At 68.7% G+C, this 18911-nt stretch carries 17 protein-coding genes; 8 read left to right on the top strand and 9 right to left on the bottom strand.

Annotated elements, in window-relative coordinates; all coding sequences use genetic code 11:
• Nucleotides 1-42: 42 nt before the first annotated feature.
• Genes BM175_RS06310 through ribA form a run of 3 tightly spaced genes read right to left on the bottom strand, consistent with a single transcriptional unit; the run spans nt 43 to nt 2728 of the window.
• On the bottom strand, nt 43-819 hold the full coding sequence (locus tag BM175_RS06310) for an FkbM family methyltransferase (protein WP_090960818.1): 777 nt from the start codon (nt 817-819) through the stop codon (nt 43-45).
• The gene (locus BM175_RS06315; protein WP_090960821.1) at nt 816-1601 is read right to left on the bottom strand and encodes a CDP-alcohol phosphatidyltransferase family protein; all 786 of its coding nucleotides are present in this window, start codon (nt 1599-1601) and stop codon (nt 816-818) included. The genes BM175_RS06310 and BM175_RS06315 overlap by 4 nt, the downstream gene beginning before the upstream one ends.
• A 5-nt stretch (nt 1602-1606) precedes the next feature.
• Complete coding sequence (gene ribA, locus BM175_RS06320; RefSeq protein ID WP_090960823.1) at nt 1607-2728, bottom strand: GTP cyclohydrolase II RibA; 1122 nt, start codon at nt 2726-2728, stop codon at nt 1607-1609.
• Between the two features lie 176 nt (nt 2729-2904).
• On the opposite strand from ribA, the gene BM175_RS06325 reads away from it, so the two are divergent.
• From BM175_RS06325 to BM175_RS06340, 4 genes are read left to right on the top strand one after another with little or no spacing between them, the layout of a single operon-like run.
• On the top strand, nt 2905-3924 hold the full coding sequence (locus BM175_RS06325) for a zinc-dependent alcohol dehydrogenase (RefSeq protein ID WP_090960826.1): 1020 nt from the start codon (nt 2905-2907) through the stop codon (nt 3922-3924).
• A 45-nt stretch (nt 3925-3969) separates the two neighbouring features.
• Nucleotides 3970-4368, top strand: a complete 399-nt coding sequence (locus tag BM175_RS06330; protein WP_090960829.1) for a 6-pyruvoyl trahydropterin synthase family protein — start codon at nt 3970-3972, stop codon at nt 4366-4368.
• A complete protein-coding gene (locus BM175_RS06335; protein ID WP_244545896.1) occupies nt 4365-5423 on the top strand; it encodes a glycosyltransferase family 4 protein in 1059 nt (352 codons plus the stop codon). Before BM175_RS06330 ends, BM175_RS06335 begins: the two co-directional genes overlap by 4 nt.
• The gene (locus tag BM175_RS06340) at nt 5420-6202 is read left to right on the top strand and encodes a class I SAM-dependent methyltransferase (RefSeq protein ID WP_090960831.1); all 783 of its coding nucleotides are present in this window, start codon (nt 5420-5422) and stop codon (nt 6200-6202) included. Before BM175_RS06335 ends, BM175_RS06340 begins: the two co-directional genes overlap by 4 nt.
• A gap of 12 nt (nt 6203-6214) precedes the next feature.
• Here the strand turns inward: BM175_RS06340 and BM175_RS06345 are convergent, their stop codons facing one another.
• Nucleotides 6215-7183 carry a lysylphosphatidylglycerol synthase transmembrane domain-containing protein gene (locus BM175_RS06345; RefSeq protein ID WP_244545897.1) on the bottom strand — a complete coding sequence of 323 codons (969 nt, stop codon included), beginning with the start codon at nt 7181-7183 and terminating at the stop codon, nt 6215-6217.
• Nucleotides 7184-7598: 415 nt separating this feature from the next.
• Between BM175_RS06345 and BM175_RS06350 the strand changes: the two genes are divergently transcribed.
• Genes BM175_RS06350 through BM175_RS06365 form a run of 4 tightly spaced genes read left to right on the top strand, consistent with a single transcriptional unit; the run spans nt 7599 to nt 12958 of the window.
• Nucleotides 7599-9194 (top strand): peptide ABC transporter substrate-binding protein, encoded by a 1596-nt coding sequence (locus BM175_RS06350; protein ID WP_090960837.1) that lies wholly within the window; start codon nt 7599-7601, stop codon nt 9192-9194.
• A gap of 57 nt (nt 9195-9251) precedes the next feature.
• Nucleotides 9252-10175, top strand: a complete 924-nt coding sequence (oppB, locus tag BM175_RS06355; protein WP_090960839.1) for an oligopeptide ABC transporter permease OppB — start codon at nt 9252-9254, stop codon at nt 10173-10175.
• On the top strand, nt 10168-11334 hold the full coding sequence (locus BM175_RS06360; RefSeq protein WP_090960842.1) for an ABC transporter permease subunit: 1167 nt from the start codon (nt 10168-10170) through the stop codon (nt 11332-11334). Before oppB ends, BM175_RS06360 begins: the two co-directional genes overlap by 8 nt.
• Before the next feature lies 1 nt (nt 11335).
• Nucleotides 11336-12958 carry an ABC transporter ATP-binding protein gene (locus BM175_RS06365; protein WP_090960844.1) on the top strand — a complete coding sequence of 541 codons (1623 nt, stop codon included), beginning with the start codon at nt 11336-11338 and terminating at the stop codon, nt 12956-12958.
• 58 nt (nt 12959-13016) lie between these two features.
• Here BM175_RS06365 and BM175_RS06370 read toward each other — a convergent pair whose 3' ends face one another.
• The 5 genes from BM175_RS06370 to BM175_RS06390 all read right to left on the bottom strand — a co-directional run bounded on the left by BM175_RS06370 (nt 13017) and on the right by BM175_RS06390 (nt 18825).
• Nucleotides 13017-14519 carry a tripartite tricarboxylate transporter permease gene (locus BM175_RS06370; protein WP_090960847.1) on the bottom strand — a complete coding sequence of 501 codons (1503 nt, stop codon included), beginning with the start codon at nt 14517-14519 and terminating at the stop codon, nt 13017-13019.
• Nucleotides 14520-14531: 12 nt separating this feature from the next.
• Complete coding sequence (locus BM175_RS06375) at nt 14532-15077, bottom strand: tripartite tricarboxylate transporter TctB family protein (protein WP_090960850.1); 546 nt, start codon at nt 15075-15077, stop codon at nt 14532-14534.
• Nucleotides 15078-15154: 77 nt separating this feature from the next.
• On the bottom strand, nt 15155-16141 hold the full coding sequence (locus BM175_RS06380; protein WP_090960852.1) for a Bug family tripartite tricarboxylate transporter substrate binding protein: 987 nt from the start codon (nt 16139-16141) through the stop codon (nt 15155-15157).
• A gap of 78 nt (nt 16142-16219) precedes the next feature.
• Nucleotides 16220-17932: a dihydroxyacetone kinase family protein gene (locus BM175_RS06385; RefSeq protein WP_090960855.1), complete on the bottom strand. Its 1713-nt coding sequence runs from the start codon at nt 17930-17932 to the stop codon at nt 16220-16222.
• Entirely contained in the window at nt 17929-18825 is an 897-nt protein-coding gene (locus BM175_RS06390; protein WP_244545916.1) for a sugar phosphate isomerase/epimerase family protein, read from the bottom strand. The genes BM175_RS06385 and BM175_RS06390 overlap by 4 nt, the downstream gene beginning before the upstream one ends.
• Between the last annotated feature and the right edge of the window lie 86 nt (nt 18826-18911).

Raw genomic sequence — 18911 nt, forward strand, 5'->3', positions numbered from 1 at the left:
CTGCCGGTAAAGCACCCTCGCCTTTCCCGCCGACGTCGTGGCTCAAGCCGGACGCTCCACGAGGCGGGCGTAGACATCGCCGGAGCGTCGATTGCGATCCGCCTCTTCCGCCAGCCGCTCCCGGAACGCTTCAAGCGGCAAGAAGGACGGAATCCGGAACGCCGCCTCCTCGCCGATCACGAAGTTGAACTCGTAAGGGCCCAAGGAGGCCAGTCGATCGAGGCACTCGCCCGCAAGATCGAGCGTTGCGGGCGTGTATTCGAAGGCGACGCAGCGAAGCGGGCGCGACAGCCCGGCCAGCACCTCGCCTTCATGCCCCTCCACATCGATCTTGCAGAAGGCCGGTTCGCCATACTCTTCGATCAGGGCATCGAGCGTCGTGACCTCGACCGATACGCGAGCGTCCCATTCGACACGCCGGAAGCCCTCGTCCGCCGCCACCCGGTTTCGCCAGTCGTTCGACAAGGTCGAAACCGTCGGATGGCGGGCGGAGATCGCAAGGGTCGCCTCGCCGGGTTCGCGACCGACCGCGCGTCGATCAAGGCGGATCCGCGAGGGGTCGAGACGGCGGGCGAGATAGTCCGCAAAAAGCGGCTGCGGCTCGAAGGCGACGACCCGCGCTCCGATGCGTGCCAGCGCGCGGCTGCGGCTGCCGACATGAGCGCCGATGTCGAAGGCGAGATCTCCGGGACCGATCAGGGCGGCCAGGAACCGGTCGAGCCCGCGGCGGCGCCAGGGCTGGCCGTTGTAGACGACGATCGAGCGCCACAGCCCGAGCGTCGCGGCATCGACGCCGACGCGTTCCAGAAGGCTAGTCATGCCGGGCGTCTCAGAAGCGAGCGGATATCGACGGCGAAGGACCACGTGAGAAGGCCGAGCGCGAGAAGCACAAGCCCGTCCGACCACGGAGACGACACAGGCGGCAGGAGGGCGACGCAAAGGAGGGCGATCTGCAGCACGCAAACCGTCTTGCGGCGCATCGAGGGTGCGAGCGGCCGGGTCAGGCGCGCGTCGATCGCCGCCCAGGCGAGGAAGGCGTAGCGCATGAGCCCGATCGCAAGGACATGGACGCCGGCCTTGCCGCAGATGAGCGCCAGAACGCAGAGGATCAGGATCAGGAAGGCGTCGACTTCCATGTCGAAGCGCTCGCCGAAACGGGACGCGAGGCCCGAGCGGCGCGCGAGAAAGCCATCGACCCCGTCGAGCGCCAGCGCGAAGAGCGCCGAGGCGACCAGCAGCCATTGCAGCGCGCTGTCCGTCGCCGCGATCCGCCCGTACTCCCACGCGCAGGCACCGATCACCGCCGCCATGCCGCCACGGGCCGTGGTGATGATGTTGGCCGGGCCGAAGCGCTCGTGCGGGTGATCGTCGAGGCGCCACACCACGAAGGCGGCCGTCGGCAGGAACAGGACAAGCGAGAGCGGCAGCACATGCCATCCGAGCCCTCCGTGCGACACGAGAAGGCTGGCGGCCACGGTCAGGAGCAGGGCCGTCCCGGCGAGCGTCGTGCAGGCGCCGGGCAGGCTCGGCGCATGCGCCGCCACCGTCTGAGGGATACGCGCTCCGGCCCGTGCCGGAAGTGGGATCGGGTCGAAGCGCATGCGCTTCAGCCGAGCTTTGCCGCGATCGCCGGCCAGTCGAGGAGATGGCCGGCGCGCCGCGCCTTGGTGACGAGGTAGCCCTGGTTCTCGGCGGTCACGGTGCCGAGCACGGCGGTGCGCGCCTGCACCTCGATACCGGCCGACTGGAGCGCCGCGATCTTGGTCGGGTTGTTCGTCATCAACTCGACCGATCCGATGCCGAGCGAGCGGAGCATGGCGACCGCCGCGCCGTAGCGCCGACCGTCCGGCTCGAAGCCGATCTGCGCATCCGAATCGATCGTGTCGTAGCCTTCGTGTTGCAGCCCGTAGGCACGCATCTTCGCGGCGAGGCCGGTACCCCGACCCTCCTGGTCGAGATAGAGCAGCACGCCGCCACCACGCTGCGCGATCAGCTGCAGACCGTTACGGAGCTGGTCGCCGCAGTCGCACTTCAGCGAGCCGAAGAGGTCGCCCGTAATGCAGGAGGAGTGGATGCGCACGGGAACCGGTTTCGACCTGTCCGGCTCGCCCACCATGATGGCCAGCTGGTCGCGCTGCGCGAGGCCGCCGCGGAAGACGATGAACCGGCAATCCGAGATGTCGCGCAGCGGAACCGCCGTGCGCACGATCTCGGTGAAGTGTGTCTCCTCGACCAGCGCCGCCCGAACCTCGGCTTCGTCGACCGACAGGAAGCGCCCGCCGATCCGGTCGTCGGTGCGAACCGGGCGAACGAGGAAGGCCGGCAGGAGAAGCGCGAGCCGGGCAAGATCGTTAAGGCAGGTGAGTTCGGATGCCGGTCGCCATTCGTCGGCGAAGCGCAGATCGGCAGCGAAGGCGATCCGCGAGAGATCATCGAGCGACGCCGTGCCGGTCTTCAGGCAGACGGGCCCGATGGTGGAGATCCCGAGGGCGCGGGCCCGGTGCGCGCTGAGAAAGAGACCGACGTCGTCCGGCGTATCGCCAAAGAAGCGTTCAATGTCGCCGGGCGCGGCCGCATCGAGCGCCAGCACAGCGTGGTCCGCCCCACTTGAATGAAGGAGAACCGGCCGGCCATAGCGCAGTTCGGAAACCGCACGTTCCGTGTTCACCTTGGCGAACTCTGAGAAGGTGTCATCCCGGAAGAGGATGTCGGAACTGCCCTCGCTCATCGCCTGCTACTCCTCGAAACCCATGCGATACGGGCGATCGCGCGGCGTCTTCGTACCGGCTCGCTCGTATGTGACAGCTAGACGACGCGCTGTTTTTATCCAGATTAGGTCGCGAACAACCACGTGATGAGTTCCGCTCGGAGGGTAACCCCGGCGACTGGTTCCCAAGCGAAGACATGATCATCGTTGCCCGGCAAACCATTGACCCAGCGGACGTTCGCGCCGCCGACGTTTCGCTCGCACTCTGGATCGAGGAACCCGGCAAGGCTGCGCTGCGTCGAAGCGTCGCCCCGGCTCCTAGCGCAGACGAGTGGCGCGTTCGCAGCCTCTTCGGCGCGATCAGCCGAGGCACCGAGCGACTGGTCTTCGAGGGACGGGTTCCGAAGGAGGAACACGAGCGAATGCGCGCGCCGCTCCAGGAGGGCGCGTTCCCGTTCCCGGTAAAGTATGGCTACAGCGTCATCGGCCTCGTGGAGGGCGGGCGCGACGCTCCGGTCGGGCAGACGGTCTTCTGCCTCCATCCTCATCAGGACCGGTTCGCCGCTCCGATGATGGCGTTCCGGCCGGTTCCGAAGGGCGTACCGCCAGCCCGGGCGGTGCTCGCGCCCTTCATGGAAACCGCGCTCAATATCGTCTGGGACGCGGCGATCGCGCCCGGCGACCGGGTTGCGGTCGTTGGGGCCGGACTGATCGGCTGCCTCGTCGCCTACCTCTGTGCGCGCATCCCCGGAGCTGACGTGACGTTGGCCGACCCGAACCCCGCGCGCCGAGACGTGCTCGCCGGATGGGGCTGCGATCTCGTCGCCCCGGACGCCCTTCCCGGAGACCAGGACGTCGTGATCCACGCCTCCGGCCGGCCGGAGGGCCTCGCGCGGGCGCTGGACTGCGCCGGCCTCGAAGCGCGGGTCGTCGAGGCGAGCTGGTTCGGGCGACAGGACGTCGCAGTCCCGCTCGGCGGCGCCTTCCATTCGCGGCGGCTACGTCTTGTCTCGTCGCAGGTCGGGCGGATTCCGGCGAACCGACAGGCCCGCTGGACCACGGCCCGGCGGCTCGACATGGCGCTGCGCCTCCTCGCCGATCCGCTTCTCGACCGCATGTTCTCCGGCGAGAGCGCCTTCGAGCGCCTCGACCGGGACTACGGAACCATCCTTTCCGATCCCGATACGCTCTGCCATCGCATTCGCTACGCGCCCTGAGGCACTTTCCCTCCGATCCCGTTTTCCCTGTTCAAAGGTTCGCCGATGTACGCCGTCGAAGTCCGTGACCACATCATGATCGCCCACAGCCTGCCCCGCCCCGTCTTCGGCCCGGCGCAGGGCATGCACGGTGCGACCTTCGAGGTGGATGCCGCCTTCTTCACGCGCGAGGTCGACGCGGACGGCCTCGGTGTCGACATGGGTCTGGCGATCGGCCTCCTGAAGGAGGTACTCGCGCCCCTGAACTATCAGAATCTCGACGAGCTCGAGATCTTCCGGGGACGCGTCACGACCACGGAGGTGTTGTCGCGCCACGTCTTCGACGCCCTCGCCGCGAAGATCCGTGAGGGCGCGTTCGGGCCGGGCAACGGTCGCATCGAGCGCATCCGCGTGACGCTGCACGAGAGCCATGTCGCGCGCGCCTGGTACGAGGGCGAGCTTTGAGCGCAAGCCCGGCTCGCCATCTCGTCTTCGCGATTCCCGGCGACCTCGACGCACCGAGCGGTGGCTATAGTTACGACCGGCGAATGATCGCCGAACTCGGCGGGTTGGGCTGGCAGGTCGATGTCCTGGCGCTACCGGCCGGCTTCCCGCTTCCGGGGCGCGCCGACCTCGCGGCCACGGCGGCGGCCTTCCGTGCGCTGCCGGACGGCGCGCTGGTGCTGGTCGACGGTCTGGCCTTCGGCGCCCTGCCCGATGTCGCGAGGAGCGAGGGCACCCGCCTGCGGATCGTGGCTCTCGTCCATCATCCGCTCGCGCTGGAGGACGGGCTCGCCGCGCCGGTCGCAGACGCGCTGCGCGCCAGCGAGCGCGAAGCTCTGGCTCGCGCGCGTGCCGTCGTCGCGACCAGTTCGACCACGGCGCGCCTCCTGTCGATCGGCTTCGGCGTCGGCTCGCGCATTGCGGTCGCTCCGCCCGGCACCGAGCGTCCGGCCGCGCCTCTGGAACGGCCGTCGTCGCGAATGCCGACCATCCTCTCCGTCGGCTCGCTGATCCCGCGAAAGGACCACGCCCTTCTTGTCGATGCGTTGACGGGCCTCGTCGAACGTCCCTGGCGCTGCCGGATCGTCGGAAGCGAGACCGCCGATCCGCCGACCGCGCGCGCGCTCAAAGTGCGCATCGCGGACGCGGGTCTCGAGCGGCGGATCGCTGTGGTCGGCGCGGTCAGGGACGTCGCTGCCGAGTACCGGACCGCCGACATCTTCGCCCTGCCTTCGCGCTTCGAGGGCTACGGCATGGCGTTCGCCGAAGCCATGGCGCACGGGCTGCCCATCGTCGGCTGCGATGGCGGTGCGGTCTCCGAAGTCGTCCCATCCTCGGCGGGGATGCTGGTCGAGCCGGGGGACGCGCAGGCGTTCACGCGAGCGCTGGAAGCCTTGATCCGCGACGCCGCCCTGCGACAGCGCATGGCGGACGGGGCCCTCGAAGCCGCCGCCCGCCTGCCGACCTGGGGCGCATCCGCCCGGATCCTGTCCGATGCTCTGGAGGCTGTGCGATGAGCGGTTTCGACACGACCTGGCTGGATCTCCGCGAACCTGCCGACCACGCCGCACGAGATGCCGCGCTGCTGACGGCGGCACGCGAGTTCCTCCAAGCCGGCGGCCCCTCGCCGCTCGCCGTCGATCTCGGCTCGGGGACCGGCTCGACGCTCCGGGCGTTCGGATCGGACGACCGTGTCCGCTGGCGCCTCGTCGATCACGATCCGCGCCTTCTCGAAGCTGCCGTCTCGCGTCTCGACGGCTTCCCGCATGTCGAGCGGATGGAGGCGGATCTCGCCCGTCTCGACCCGGTCGTGCTGGCGGACGCTCGCCTCGTGACGGCCTCGGCCCTCTTCGACCTCGCTTCCGAAGCGCTGGTGGAGCGCATCGCCGATCTCCTCTCGGAGCGCCGCATCGGCCTCTACGCGGCCTTGAATTACGATGGCGCGACGCGTTGGGAGCCGTCTCATGACGGCGACCGCGAAATGCTCGCGGCCTTCAACGCGCATCAGACCACGGACAAGGGTCTCGGGCGGGCGCTCGGGCCGGAGGCCGCCGATGCGCTGCGTCACGCCTTTGAGCGCCGGGGATACGAAGTCCGCGTTGCGCCGAGCCCATGGCGGCTTGGTCCCGATCAGCGGGCGCTGGAAACGGCCCTGCGGGACGGGTTCGTTGCCGCGGTCCGCGAGACGGGACGCGTCGACGGGGCGGCGATCGAGGTCTGGCAACGGGACCGGATCGACCATCCGGCCGCCTGCCATGTCGGACACTGGGATGTTCTCGCCCTGCCGAGAGGCTGAACAAGGATCGGGTCAGGCCGCGGCGCGCCTGCGGCCGTCCGCGGCATGGCGCGCGAGCACCAGCACCCCCGGCAGTGCCCCAATCAGCGAGGCGATGCCGTAGACGACGCTCGCGGCGAAGGCGCCGTCTGCCGTGATCCCCGCCACCGGCAGGATCGCGGCGGCGGCGGCCTCGCGCAGTCCCCACCCGCCGACCGAGACGGGCAGCAGCATCGACAGCAGCACCAGCGGCACGAGAAGCAGCGTCCCGGCGAGGCCGAGCGGCGCGCCGACGGCCATCGCCGCCAAGGCGAAGGTCGCGAAATAGGCCAGGACGACGGCCACCGACAGGGCCGCCTGCACCATGAAGGCACCGCGCCGGACGAAGACCTCGGCGAGCACCGGTCCGAAACCAGCACGGAACCGCGCAGCCCGCTCGCCGAGCGCGCGCGCAAGCAGCCAGCCGATCCCGACGATCCCCGCGACAGCCCCGAGGAAAACGAGCAGCCCCCGCCCCCCCGGCGGGGCGACGCCGAACACGAAGGGCGCGGCGAGAAGACCGATGCCCGCCGTGGCGAAGAGGACGAGTTGTCCCGAAAGGCGATCCAGCACGACAGCCTGTCCGGCCCGTCCGGTCCAGCGATCGTCCCGTCCCTCCCGTGCCGCGCGGACGACCCGCACCGCGTCGCCGGCGACGCCGCCCGGCAGAACCTGGTTGAGGAGCGTCGCGAGATAATATTCGCCGATCGCCCGTCCCGCCGCGAGCGGCTCGCCGAGCCGCTTCGACACGAAGCGCCAGCGCAGCGCGGACAGGACGATCTGCGGTTGCACCGAAAGGATCGCGAGCGCCACGAAGACGGGATCGGCCTGACGCAGCCGGGCGATCACCTGTCCGCGGTCGAGCATCGCTGCGACGAGCGCCAGGATCGCGGCTCCGGCGAGAAGCGGCAGGACGATGCGGCACCAGCCGGGCATCGCGGACAGGGAAGGAAGTCTCGGCACGTTGTCTCCGGGCAGGCCCACCGCCGGCTCGGATCGGAGGCATGGGGATTGCAAACGGCATGTAGCGGCCCGGTCCCGCCACGGACAGGGCCGCAGGGGGAACATCGATGCCATCAAAGATCCGAGATGGCCGTGCCTGCAAAACAGTCAGCGTACCGAGGATCGATGTCTATCCGAGCCACGTGCGAAAGTATCGCCGCCCGATGACCAGTCGAGGCGAAGTCGAACCGGCATGCGGCGGCTTCGATGTCTGGCCCAGCCGAGATGAGCGACGACGCTTGGTCGCGGCATTCGCCTATACCGTCCGGCTTGCTTATCGTTCCCGCGCCATGCTTCAACCGTGCCTTCCGTTCGACCGGTCGAGTCCGCAACAAGGTGGACTCCCGGCGACCAACCGACATGGAGACGTCACCTGATGACCCTTCGTCCGATCCACGCGCTCATCGGCGCCGCCCTCTTCACCTCGACCCTTCTGGCAGGTCCGGCCTTCGCCCAGACCCTGCATCGGGGCAACGCGGGTGAGCCGCAGACGCTGGACCAGGCGCGCACCTCGGTGAACATCGAGGCCTTCGTGCTGAAGGATCTCTACGAGGGCCTGACGATCTACGACCCGAACGGCAAGATCGTGCCGGGCGCGGCCGAAAGCTGGCAGGTGTCGGACGACGGCACCGTCTACACGTTCAAGATCCGCGACGCGGCGAAGTGGTCGAACGGCGATCCGGTGAAGGCCGAGGACTTCGTCTTCTCGATGCGCCGCATCCAGGACCCGAAGACCGCCGCGCCGTACGCCAACATCCTCTACCCGATCAAGAACGCCGAGAAGGCGAACAAGGGCGAGGTGCCGCTCGACCAGATCGGCGTGCGCGCCGTCGACGACAAGACGCTCGAGATCACCCTGGAGCGGCCGACGCCGTTCTTCATCGAGCTTCTGGCGCACCAGACCGGCCTGCCCGTCCACCCCGCGACCGTCCAGGCGCAGGGCGACAATTTCGTGCGGCCCGGCGTGATGGTCTCGAACGGCGCCTTCAAGCTGACCGAGCAGGTCACCAACGACCACATCACCGTCACCAAGAACCCGGAATACTGGGACGCGGCGAACGTGAAGCTGAACGAGGTGATCTTCTATCCGATCGACGACGCGGCCGCCGCGCAGCGCCGCTTCCAGGCCGGCGAGATCGACATGACGTTCGACTTCGCCGCCGACCAGCTCGACTTCCTGAAGAAGGAGTTCGGCGACCAAGTCCGCGTGACGCCCAAGCTCTCGACCGAATACTACGCCTTCGACACGCGTACCGCGCCCTTTGACGACGTGAACGTGCGCAACGCGCTGTCGATGGCGATCGACCGCGACTTCCTGTCGAAGGAAATCTTCCAGGGCGCTCGCCTGCCGTCCCTCTCCTTCGTGCCGCCGGGCATCGTCGGCTACGAGAAGCCGAGCGAGCCGACATATGCCTCGATGGACCAGCTCGATCGCGAGGACGAGGCGCTGCGCCTTCTTAAGGACGCCGGCTACGGCGAGGGCGGCAAGCCGCTCAACATCTCGATCCGCTACAACACGAACACCAACCACGAGCGGGTGGCCACCGCGATCGCCGACATGTGGCGCACGCAGTTCGGCGCCAACGTCACGCTGCAGAACTCCGACGTCGCCTCGCACTACGCCTACCTGCAGGAAGGCGGCACCTTCAATGTGGCACGCGCGGGCTGGGTCGCCGACTATGCCGACGCCGAGAACTTCCTGGCGCTGACGACGACCGGCAACAAGACCTTCAACTATTCCAAGTGGTCGAACCCGAAATACGACCGGCTGATGGCCGCCTCCTACGAGGAGCAGGACCCGGCCAAGCGCGCCGAGATCCTGCATCAGGCCGAGACGCTGATCCTCAAGGAACAGCCGATCGTCCCGCTCCTCAACTCGGCCTCGCTCTGGCTCGTGTCGAACAAGGTCTCCGGCTGGGGCGACAACGCCGCCGACGAGCACCTGTCGAAGTACCTCTCGGTCAACCGCTAACCGGCGGCCGGCGGGCGGCGCTTCGGCGCCGCCCAACCCTTCCCGAGAGTTTCATCCATGATCCGTTTCGTCTTCGGCCGCCTTCTCAGCGCGGTGCCGACGCTGTTCATCGTCGTCACTATTTCCTTCTTTCTGATGCGGGCGGCGCCCGGCGGGCCGTTCAATCTCGAACGCCCGCTCCCGCCCGCGACCATGGCCAACCTGATGGCCACCTACCAGCTCGACCAGCCCCTGGTCGTGCAGTACGCGACCTATCTCTCCAACGTCGTGCATGGGGACTTCGGTCCGAGCTTCATCTACCGGGACTATTCCGTCTCCGAGCTGATTCTCCAGGCCCTGCCCTATTCCGTGACGCTCGGCCTCTGGGCGCTCGCCTTCGCGGTGATCGGCGGCACGATCGCCGGCGTCGTGGCGGCGCTGCGCCAGAACGGCTGGGTCGACTATCTCGTGATGGGCATCGCCACCGTCGGCATCACGGTCCCGAACTTCGTGATCGGCCCCGTGCTCACGCTGATCTTCGCCATCACTCTCTCGCTCGTCCCGGCCGGCGGCTGGGGCGACGGCTCGCTGCGCAATCTCGTCCTGCCGGTCATCGCCCTCGGCCTGCCGCAGCTCGCCGTCTTCGCCCGCCTGACGCGCGGCTCGATGATCGAGGCGATGCGCACCGACCACGTGCGAACGGCGAAAGCCTATGGCCTGCCCTGGCGCTCGGTGGTCGTCACCCACGCGATGCGCGGCGCGATGCTGCCGGCCGTCACCTACCTCGCACCCTGCTGCGCCGCGCTCCTCACCGGATCAACCGTGGTGGAGACGCTGTTCACGATCCCCGGCGTCGGCCGCTACTTCGTGGAAGGGGCGCTCAACCGCGACTACACGCTGGTGATGGGCACGGTGGTGCTGATCTCGGTCTTCATCATCGCCTTCAACCTTTTGGTCGACCTTCTCTACGCCTTCCTCGACCCGAGGATCCGCCATGACTGACCTCGCATCCACCACGCCCGATCCGGGCCCGCTGCCCGGCGACCTGCCCGTTGCACCGCAGGACGTCCGCGGCCGCTCGCTGTTCCAGCTGGCGCTCCTGCGCCTTCGCCGGAACCGTGCCGCCATGGCCGGCTTCGTTATCCTGATCCTCGTCGCGCTGTTCTCGTTCCTCGGGCCGCAGTTCACCGACCATCGCTACGATCAGGTGTTCCAGTCCTACGTCTCGGTGCCGCCATCGCTGGAAGCCTGGCCGCGCGAGGAGAACCTGAAGGGTGCGGTCGAAAGGGTGGCCGAGCGGGCGCGCGTCACGCTCGCCGCCTTCGACGTCGAGGATGGCCGCTACCTCGCCACCATCCGCTCCGACGAGCCGATCGATCCGCGCGTCCTGCGCTACTTCGACCGGGCGGGCGAACTCGGCACCGGCGCGTCCGTCGCCGAGACGCGCGAGGACGGGCGCGAACTCGTCGTCGCGGGCACCGTCGGGCAGACCTATTTCCCGTTCGGAACCGACGGCAACGGGCGCGACCTCATGGTCCGCACCATGGTCGGCGGGCAGATCTCGCTCGTGATCGGCGTTCTCGCCAGCCTCGTCTCTCTCGTGATCGGCGTCACCTACGGTGCCATCTCCGGCTATGTCGGCGGGCGCGTCGACAACCTGATGATGCGCCTCGTCGAGATCCTCTACTCGCTGCCCTTCGTCTTCATGGTCATCATGCTGGTCGCCTTCTTCGGGCGGTCCTTCGTCCTGATCTTCGTGGCGATCGGCCTCGTGGAATGGCTTGACATGGCGCGCATCGTCCGCGGCCAGACGCTCACGATCAAGCGGCGCGAGTTCGTCGCGGCGGCGGAGGCCATGGGCCTCACCGACCGGCAGATCGTCCGGCGCCACATCGTGCCCAACACGATCGGCCCGGTCGTGGTCTTCGTCACCATCGTCGTGCCGAAGGTGATCCTTCTGGAAAGCTTCCTGAGCTTCCTCGGCCTCGGCGTGCAGGCGCCGCTGACGAGCTGGGGCGCGCTGATCTCTGACGGGGCGCAGACGATCCAGGCGGCCCCCTGGCTCCTGCTCTTTCCGGCGGTGCTCTTCTGCGTGACGCTCTTCGCGCTCAACTTCATCGGCGACGGATTGCGCGACGCCTTCGATCCAAGGGACCGCTGACATGGTCGAGACGGTGCTTTCCATCCGCGATCTTCGCGTCGCCTTCGACACCGAGGACGGCCAACTCGATGCCGTGAAGGGCGTATCCTTCGAGGTCGCGCCCGGCGAAACGCTGGCAGTCGTCGGGGAGTCCGGGTCCGGCAAGAGCCAGACCATGATGGCAGTGATGGGGCTTCTGGCCGCCAACGGCCGAGCGTCGGGCTCGGCGCGCTATCGCGGCGAGGAAATCCTCGGGCTCCCCGCCCGCCAGCTCAACCGCTATCGCGGTGCCAAGATCTCGATGATCTTCCAAGAGCCGATGACCTCGCTCGACCCGCTCTATCCCGTCGGACGGCAGATCGGCGAGGTGATCCGTCACCATTCGGGCAAGCGCGGCTCGGCCGTGCGGGCGCGGGTGCTCGAACTCCTTGGCCTCGTCGGCATCCCCGAGCCCGAGCGGCGGATCGACAGCTTTCCGCACGAACTCTCCGGCGGCCAGCGCCAGCGCGTGATGATCGCCATGGCGCTCGCCAACGATCCGGAACTCCTCATCGCCGACGAGCCGACGACGGCACTCGACGTGACGGTGCAGGCGCAGATCCTGAAGCTTCTCGCCGATCTCCAGAAGCGCCTCGGCATGGCGATCCTCCTCATCACCCACGATCTCGGCGTCGTCCGGCATTTCGCGGGGCGGGTCGTCGTCATGCGCCGCGGCGACGTGGTCGAGGAAGGGCCGACGGAAGCGATCTTCCGGTCGCCACGCCACGACTACACCAAGATGCTGCTCGCGGCCGAACCGCAGGGCGGCAAGCCGCCGGTCCCGGAGGGCACGCCGCTCGTCCTGTCGGCGCAGGACGTCGTCGTCGACTACGACCTGCGGGGATCGAAAAGCCTGTTCTCGAAGGGGCCTGACACGTTCCGCGCCGTCGACCACGTCTCGCTGGCCCTGAAGAGCGGCCAGACGATCGGCGTCGTCGGCGAATCGGGGTCGGGCAAGTCGACGCTCGGGCGCGCCATCCTGCGCCTCCTGCCGAGCGACGGGCGATACCGCTTCGAGGGCCAGGACATCACCGCCTTCGACCGGCGGCGCATGCGCCCGCTGCGGCGCGAGCTTCAGCTGATGTTCCAGGACCCGTTCGGCTCGCTCAGCCCACGCCTCACGGTCGGGGAGATCGTCACCGAGGGCCTGCTCGTCCACGAGCCGTCGCTGTCGGCGGCGGATCGCTCGCGCCGTGCGGCCGCGGCGCTGGAGGAGGTCGGCCTGCCGCCCGAGGCGCGCAACCGCTACCCGCACGAGTTCTCGGGCGGCCAGCGGCAGCGCATCGCCATCGCGCGCGCCATGATCCTAAAGCCCAAGGTCGTGGTGCTGGACGAGCCGACCTCGGCGCTCGACCGCTCGGTGCAAGTGCAGATCGTCGAGCTCCTGCGCAAGCTCCAGCGAGAGCACGGCCTGTCCTACGTCTTCATCAGCCACGATCTCGCAGTGATCCGGGCGATCTCGGACCACATCCTCGTCATGAAGGACGGCAGGCTGGTCGAGGAAGGCGCGACGGAGGACATCTTCTCCGCCCCGCGCGAGGAGTACACGCGCACGCTGATCGCCGCCGCCTTCGACGCAAAGCGGCCGCGCGAACTGGCCGCCTGAACCGACAAAGGGGCGCCGCATCGGCGCCCCTTTTCTTTTGTCCCACGTCTTCGATCAGTCAGGCGGTGCGCGCCGGCCGCACCATCTGGATTGCCTTGGAGATCAGCGGCCAGGCAAGAAGCAGGAGCGCCAGCGCCATCAGCGTGCCGACCAGCCCGTTCGACCAGAAGATCGAGAGCGATCCGCCGGAATAGAGCATCGATTGGCGGAACGCGTCCTCGGCCTTGTCGCCGAGCACCATGGCGAGCACCAGCGGCGCGATCGGGTAGTCCAGCCGCTTGAAGACATAGCCGACGATGCCGAAGGCCACCGCCATCATCACGTCGAACTCGGCGTTCGCCACCGTGTAGGCGCCGATCAGGCAGACCACGATGATGATCGGGCCGATGATGCCGAAGGGAATGCGCAGGATCGAGGCGAAGAGCGGCACGGTGGCGAGCACCAGCACCACAGCGATGATGTTGGACAGGTACATCGACGCGATGAGGCCCCAGACGAAGTCCGGCTGTTCCACGAAAAGAAGCGGGCCGGGCTGGAGGCCCCAGATCATCAGGCCACCCATCATGACGGCGGCCGTCGCCGAGCCCGGCACGCCGAGCGCCAGCATCGGCAGGAGCGCCGAGGTTCCGGCCGAGTGGTCTGCGACCTCCGGCGCGATGACGCCTTCCGGCTCGCCCTTGCCGAAGTTCCGCCCATACTTGCCGAAGCGGCGGCCGAGGCCGTAGCTCATGAAGGACGCGGCCGTCGGCCCGCCCGGCGTGATGCCCATCCAGACGCCGACGGCGGCCGAGCGCAGGAAGGTCACCCAGTAGTGCGGCAGGCGGGCGAGCGCCCGGAAGATCTCGCGCACCTCGATCTTCGAGGACACGCCCTTGAACTTCAGCTCCTCCTGCACCGTGAGCAGAAGCTCGCCGATGCCGAAGAGGCCGATGACGGCGACGAGGAAGGAGATGCCGCGCAGGAGATCCGGCCAGCCGAAGGTGAGGCGAAGCTCGCCCGACACCGTGTCCATGCCGACGGTCGCAAACGCGAGACCTGCCAGCAGCGAGACGGCCGCCTTGATCGGATCGCCGCCGCCGAGGCCGATGAAGGAGCAGAAGGCGAGAAGGTAGATCGCGAAGAACTCGGGGCTCGAGAAGCGCAGCGCGAACTCGGCGATCCAGCTCGCCAGAAGCGTGATGACGATGACGCCGGTCAGCGCGCCGATGCCGGCCGAGAAGAAGGCGGTCGATAGCGCTTCGGTCGCCCGGCCCTGCTTGGCCATCGGATAGCCGTCGAAGGTGGTCGCCACCGATGACGGCTCGCCGGGGATGTTGAAGAGGATCGAGGTCGTCGATCCGCCGAACAGCGCGCCCCAGTACATCGAGGACAGGAGGATGATCGCCGAGACCGGCTCCATCGTGAAGGTCAGCGGCAGGAGCAGCGTCACGCCGTTGGGCGCGCCGAGGCCCGGAAGGACCCCGACCAGAATGCCGAGGAGCACGCCCATGACGATGAGCGCGACATGGTAGAACGAGAAGGCGACGGAGAAGCCGTGCAGGAGATTGGCGATGTCAGCCATGGATCGATCTCCTCAATAGATGCCGAGCAGCGGCATGACGACGCCCTTGGCGAGCGGCACCTGGAACCAGAACTCGAAGGTGACGAAGAAGACGGCCATGGTCGCGACCGAGATCACCGTCGCCTTCACGACGCCGACCTTGCCGAGCGTCATCATCGAGAAGACGAGGAAGAGCGCGCCGGACAGATAGACGCCGAGCCACGGGATGAGCGCGGCGGAGATCGCCGTCGGCACGAAGACCGAAGCGATGCGCCCGAGCGCCCCATCCTCCAGAAAGCGCTCGTCGAGACCGGTCGGCTCGTGCAGCGCGACGGCGCCGCCGGCGGCCTGCGCCTCGAGGTTGGCGGGCGCGCGACGACGCCCGGTGAGGCCGTATTTGACGGCGATCACGAGGCCGAGCACCGTCAGGATGATGCCGATGCGGAACGGAAAATAGCCGGCGGACGGACCGAAATCCGTCCAGCCGGTGCCGTTCTCCAGGCTGCCATAGGCCGTGACGACACCCAGGAGGGTTGCCGAAAGGCCGGTCGCGACTTCGATGTGACGGCGGGTCACCATCGCGCGTCCTCCCCTTTTGCGTGACGGGCTGGCTTCGGGCGGCCGTCGGCCGGCCGCCCGTACTGCCGGCGGTCGGCTTAGTTGACGAGCCAGCCGTCCGCTTCGAACTGCTTGCGCGAGCGCTCGACGTCGGCGGCGATGTAGGACTTGAACTCGTCGCCGGTCATGAAACGGGCCGTCTGCGAGGTGTTCTTCAGGTAGGCCTGAAACTCCGGCGTCGCGGACACCTTCTTCAGGAGATCGGTGTACCAGGCGACGGCCTCGGCCGGCACGTCAGCCGGGGCGAACACGGTGCGCGGCATCTGGTAGGCGTCGAGTGCGAGGCCCTGCTCGCGGCAGGTCGGGATGTCGTTCCACGACATGGTCTCGGTGACCTTGGTCGTGTCGGCCATCCGCTCGTTCGACATCACGCAGAGGGGTTTCGCCTGCCCCGCACGCCACTGACCGACGTTCTCGGCCGGGTTGTTGGTGTTGGCGTCGATGTGGTTGCCGGCGAGCTGCACGGCGGCCTCCGAGCCCGACTTGAACGGGATGTAGAGGAACTTCGCGCCCGTCGCGGCCTCGATGCGACGAACCAGCGTCTGGTCGACGTCCTTGGACTGCGAGCCGCCGAAGCGGACCTTGCCGGGGTTCGCCTTGCCGGCTTCCACGAGGTCGGTGATCGTGTTGTAGGGGCTGTTCGCCTGGGCCCAGACGACGAACTCGTCGACGGCGAGCGTCGCGACCGGGGTCAGGTCCTCCGACTTGTAGCCGAGGCGCGTGACGAGCGGCAGCTGCCACTCGTTGGACGTGCCGAGGATCAGCTTGTGGTCGTCGCCGCCCGCGCCCGCGCCGTAGATGAACGCCTCGGCGCCCGAACCGCCGCCCTTGTTGGAGACGACGACATTGGTCGGCGCCAGGTTCTCCTTGGCGATCGCCGCCTGGATCTGGCGGGCGAACTGGTCAGTGCCACCGCCGGCGCCGCCGGCCGCGATGAACTCGACCGGCTTGGTCGGAGCCCACTGCGCCATGGCAGGTGCGGCGAGAGCAAGGGTCACGAGGGCGGTGGTTGCGAAGAGCTTCATTGGATCATGCCTCCCAGACGGATCGTTGAAGAAAGAAGAGCACCCGGCCGGTCGTCCGGCCAGGGATTGGAAAGCCGGCTAGCCGGCGTTGAGGGCCTCGCCGACCGTGCGGGCACAGAGCGCCAGCGAGACAGCGCCGGCATCGGGGTGCCCGATGCTCTTGGCGGCGAGCGGGCGCGCGCGGCCGAGCCGGGGCGTCAGCTGGGCGGTCTCGTCGGCGGCGCGCGTCGCGGCTTCGGCGGCCCGGCTCCAAGCTTCGCGCAGGCGCGCCCCGCGCTTCACCTCGGCGTCGAGCGTCTCGACGAAGGGGACCAGCGCATCGACCAGCGTCTTGTCGCCGACCCGGGCGCGCCCGAGCGTGGTGACGGCGTCCCGGCCGGCCGTCGCGGCGCGAGCCGCAGCGGCGGCATTTACGGGAGCGTCGTCGCCGAGCGCCGTGCCGAAGCCGCGCAGGAGAAGTCCCCAGATCGCACCGGAGGTGCCGCCAGCGGTGTCCGCCCAGCGATCGCCGGCATGGGCGAGGAGCGAGCCCGCTCCCGCACCTGCGGCCAACGCCTTGCGCGCGCCCTCGGCAGCCGCGGTCGAGCCGCGCCGCATCCCCTGCCCGTGGTCGCCGTCGCCGGCCACCGCATCGATGCGGCCGAGTTCGTCCTCGGCCTCAGCCAGCACGGCGGCAAGCCGCTCGACGATAGCGCAGGCCTTGGCCGCATCCCGGCGCGAGGCGTCCGACGCCGCTGCGAAGGACAAGGTGTCGGCATCAGCTTCGACGGGCTTCGGCGCGGCTGCGCGCGGCTCGACATTGCCGCGCCGGAAGGCGGCACCGTGGGCGGGCGCCAGCCAGAGCGGCTCCAGTTCCACGTCGAGCCAGGTGATCGTGAGCGAGCAGCCGGCCATGTCGAGGCTGGTGACGAACTCGCCGACCTCGGGCTGGACCAATGTCAGCCCTGCGTCGCGCAGGCGGCGGGCAACATGGGTCCAGAGGACGAACAGTTCTTCGTACTTCGTGGCGCCGAGCCCGTTGAGGAGCACGGCGACGCGCCCGTTCGCACCGGCGGGACGCTCGGCCAAGAGCGGATCGACCAAAAGGTCGGCCAAGGCCTTCGCCGACATCGACGTCTCGTCGCGGATCCCCGGCTCGCCATGGATACCGAGGCCGACCGCGACCGAACCCTTCTCGACCGTGAAGAGCGGCGCGTCGGCGCCCGGCAGGGTGCAGCCGGAAAAGGCGATTCCGAACGACTGGGTACGCGCGTTTGCCAGCCTTGCCAGACGCTCGACCTCGTCGAGGGTCATGCCGGCTTCGGCCGCCGCGCCCGCGATCTTGAACACCGGCACGTCGCCGGCCACGCCGCGGCGAAGCTCGGGCGTCTCCTTCGGCGCGCTCGCCACGTCGTCGGTGACGGCGAGAACGCGCACGTCGATCCCCTCCCCGCGCAGCCGCGTCGCCGCCGCGCCGAAGTTCAGGACGTCGCCGGCATAGTTGCCGAAGCCAAGCACGATTCCGCCGCCGCGATGGGCCTGCCGGCAGATGCGCGCGACCGATTCCGTCGACGGCGAGGCGAAGACGTCGCCGGCCACCGTCGCGTCGGCGAGGCCGATGCCGACATAGCCGCCGAAGGCCGGGTAGTGGCCGGAGCCGCCGCCGATCACCAGCGCGACCTTGCCCTCGGGCGTCTGCGTCGCCCGCACGGCGCCGCCGCGCACGGGGTGCACGAGATGGGCGTTGATGTCGCAGAAGCCTTCGAGGGCGCTTTGGGCGAAACGTTCGGGCTCGTCGTAAATGAGGGTCATGCCGTGGTCTCCGGACGCGGAAGGATGCGGCGAAGATAATCGCGATTGGTGGCGCTGACCGACAGGCCGTCGCCGCCGTAGTGCTCGACCAGGAACGGCGAGCGGAAGCCGTGGGCGAGCGCCATGCGAATGGCGGTCCGGTAGTTGATCGTGCCGAACTCGAGGGGCGCCGGCGCGGTCATGATGGCCCCGGTCGTCTCGTCCTCGATGCGCGTGTAGTTCTTGACGTGCCAGAAGCCGGCGAAGGGGGCGATCTTCTCCATCATTACCTGCCAGTGCTCGACCGGACGATGGAGGCGGATCAGGTTGCCGATGTCGGCATTGATCTTCACGTTGGGCAGGTCGACGTCGGTGACGAAGCGCACCGCGCCGTCGGCCGTGCCGATCAGCGTGTCCTCGTACATCTCCAGCGAGATCTCGAGGCCGAGGTCGGCGGCATGGCGTCCGAGATCGCGCAGCCGCTCGACGGCGAGCGACCAGGTGCCGGCATCGGTCGGGTTGCGCTCGCCCTCCACCGTCCAGAACCAGAGCGCCTGTCTCTGCGCGTCGGTGAGCGGGCCGAAGAAGCCGAAGGACACGGCGCCGGCGCCGATCGTCGCGGCCGTGTCGAGAACGCGGTGGCCATAGGCCAGATGCGCCTCGCCGAGCGACGGGTCGATAAGGTTCTTTCGCGCGGTGGAGATCGCCGGGATCGTCAGCCTGTGCGAGGCGACGACGCCCATGAATTCACCCAGCCGCGAGGGCTCGAGGTCGGCGATGCGCAGCCAGCCGTCGGTCGGGTCGAGCTCGGTGAAGCCGGCGTCGGCGACGTCGGCGAGCGTCGCGGACCATTCCTCGGCGGACTGGTCCTGCGTCGTCCGGCCGTCCGGCAAGACGCCCGGATACTGGATCATTGCGGCCGCGATCGGCCAGTTAGTTCGGTCGAGCTTTCGCCCGGCTCCTTCAGACACGCGCACACCTCCCTCACGCATGCGGACGC

Source organism: Aureimonas phyllosphaerae (assembly GCF_900113065.1).
GTDB classification, from domain to species: domain Bacteria; phylum Pseudomonadota; class Alphaproteobacteria; order Rhizobiales; family Rhizobiaceae; genus Aureimonas; species Aureimonas phyllosphaerae.

What these genes read in the sequence shown, in the direction of transcription:
- BM175_RS06350 (WP_090960837.1), top strand. Translation starts at nt 7,599, where the DNA reads ATGACCCTTCGTCCGATCCACGCGCTCATCGGCGCCGCCCTCTTCACC.
- BM175_RS06380 (WP_090960852.1), bottom strand. Translation starts at nt 16,141, where the DNA reads ATGAAGCTCTTCGCAACCACCGCCCTCGTGACCCTTGCTCTCGCCGCA.
- ribA (WP_090960823.1), bottom strand. Translation starts at nt 2,728, where the DNA reads ATGAGCGAGGGCAGTTCCGACATCCTCTTCCGGGATGACACCTTCTCA.
- BM175_RS06365 (WP_090960844.1), top strand. Translation starts at nt 11,336, where the DNA reads ATGGTCGAGACGGTGCTTTCCATCCGCGATCTTCGCGTCGCCTTCGAC.
- oppB (WP_090960839.1), top strand. Translation starts at nt 9,252, where the DNA reads ATGATCCGTTTCGTCTTCGGCCGCCTTCTCAGCGCGGTGCCGACGCTG.
- BM175_RS06340 (WP_090960831.1), top strand. Translation starts at nt 5,420, where the DNA reads ATGAGCGGTTTCGACACGACCTGGCTGGATCTCCGCGAACCTGCCGAC.
- BM175_RS06325 (WP_090960826.1), top strand. Translation starts at nt 2,905, where the DNA reads ATGATCATCGTTGCCCGGCAAACCATTGACCCAGCGGACGTTCGCGCC.
- BM175_RS06375 (WP_090960850.1), bottom strand. Translation starts at nt 15,077, where the DNA reads ATGGTGACCCGCCGTCACATCGAAGTCGCGACCGGCCTTTCGGCAACC.
- BM175_RS06385 (WP_090960855.1), bottom strand. Translation starts at nt 17,932, where the DNA reads ATGACCCTCATTTACGACGAGCCCGAACGTTTCGCCCAAAGCGCCCTC.
- BM175_RS06360 (WP_090960842.1), top strand. Translation starts at nt 10,168, where the DNA reads ATGACTGACCTCGCATCCACCACGCCCGATCCGGGCCCGCTGCCCGGC.
- BM175_RS06390 (WP_244545916.1), bottom strand. Translation starts at nt 18,825, where the DNA reads ATGATCCAGTATCCGGGCGTCTTGCCGGACGGCCGGACGACGCAGGAC.
- BM175_RS06310 (WP_090960818.1), bottom strand. Translation starts at nt 819, where the DNA reads ATGACTAGCCTTCTGGAACGCGTCGGCGTCGATGCCGCGACGCTCGGG.
- BM175_RS06315 (WP_090960821.1), bottom strand. Translation starts at nt 1,601, where the DNA reads ATGCGCTTCGACCCGATCCCACTTCCGGCACGGGCCGGAGCGCGTATC.
- BM175_RS06370 (WP_090960847.1), bottom strand. Translation starts at nt 14,519, where the DNA reads ATGGCTGACATCGCCAATCTCCTGCACGGCTTCTCCGTCGCCTTCTCG.
- BM175_RS06330 (WP_090960829.1), top strand. Translation starts at nt 3,970, where the DNA reads ATGTACGCCGTCGAAGTCCGTGACCACATCATGATCGCCCACAGCCTG.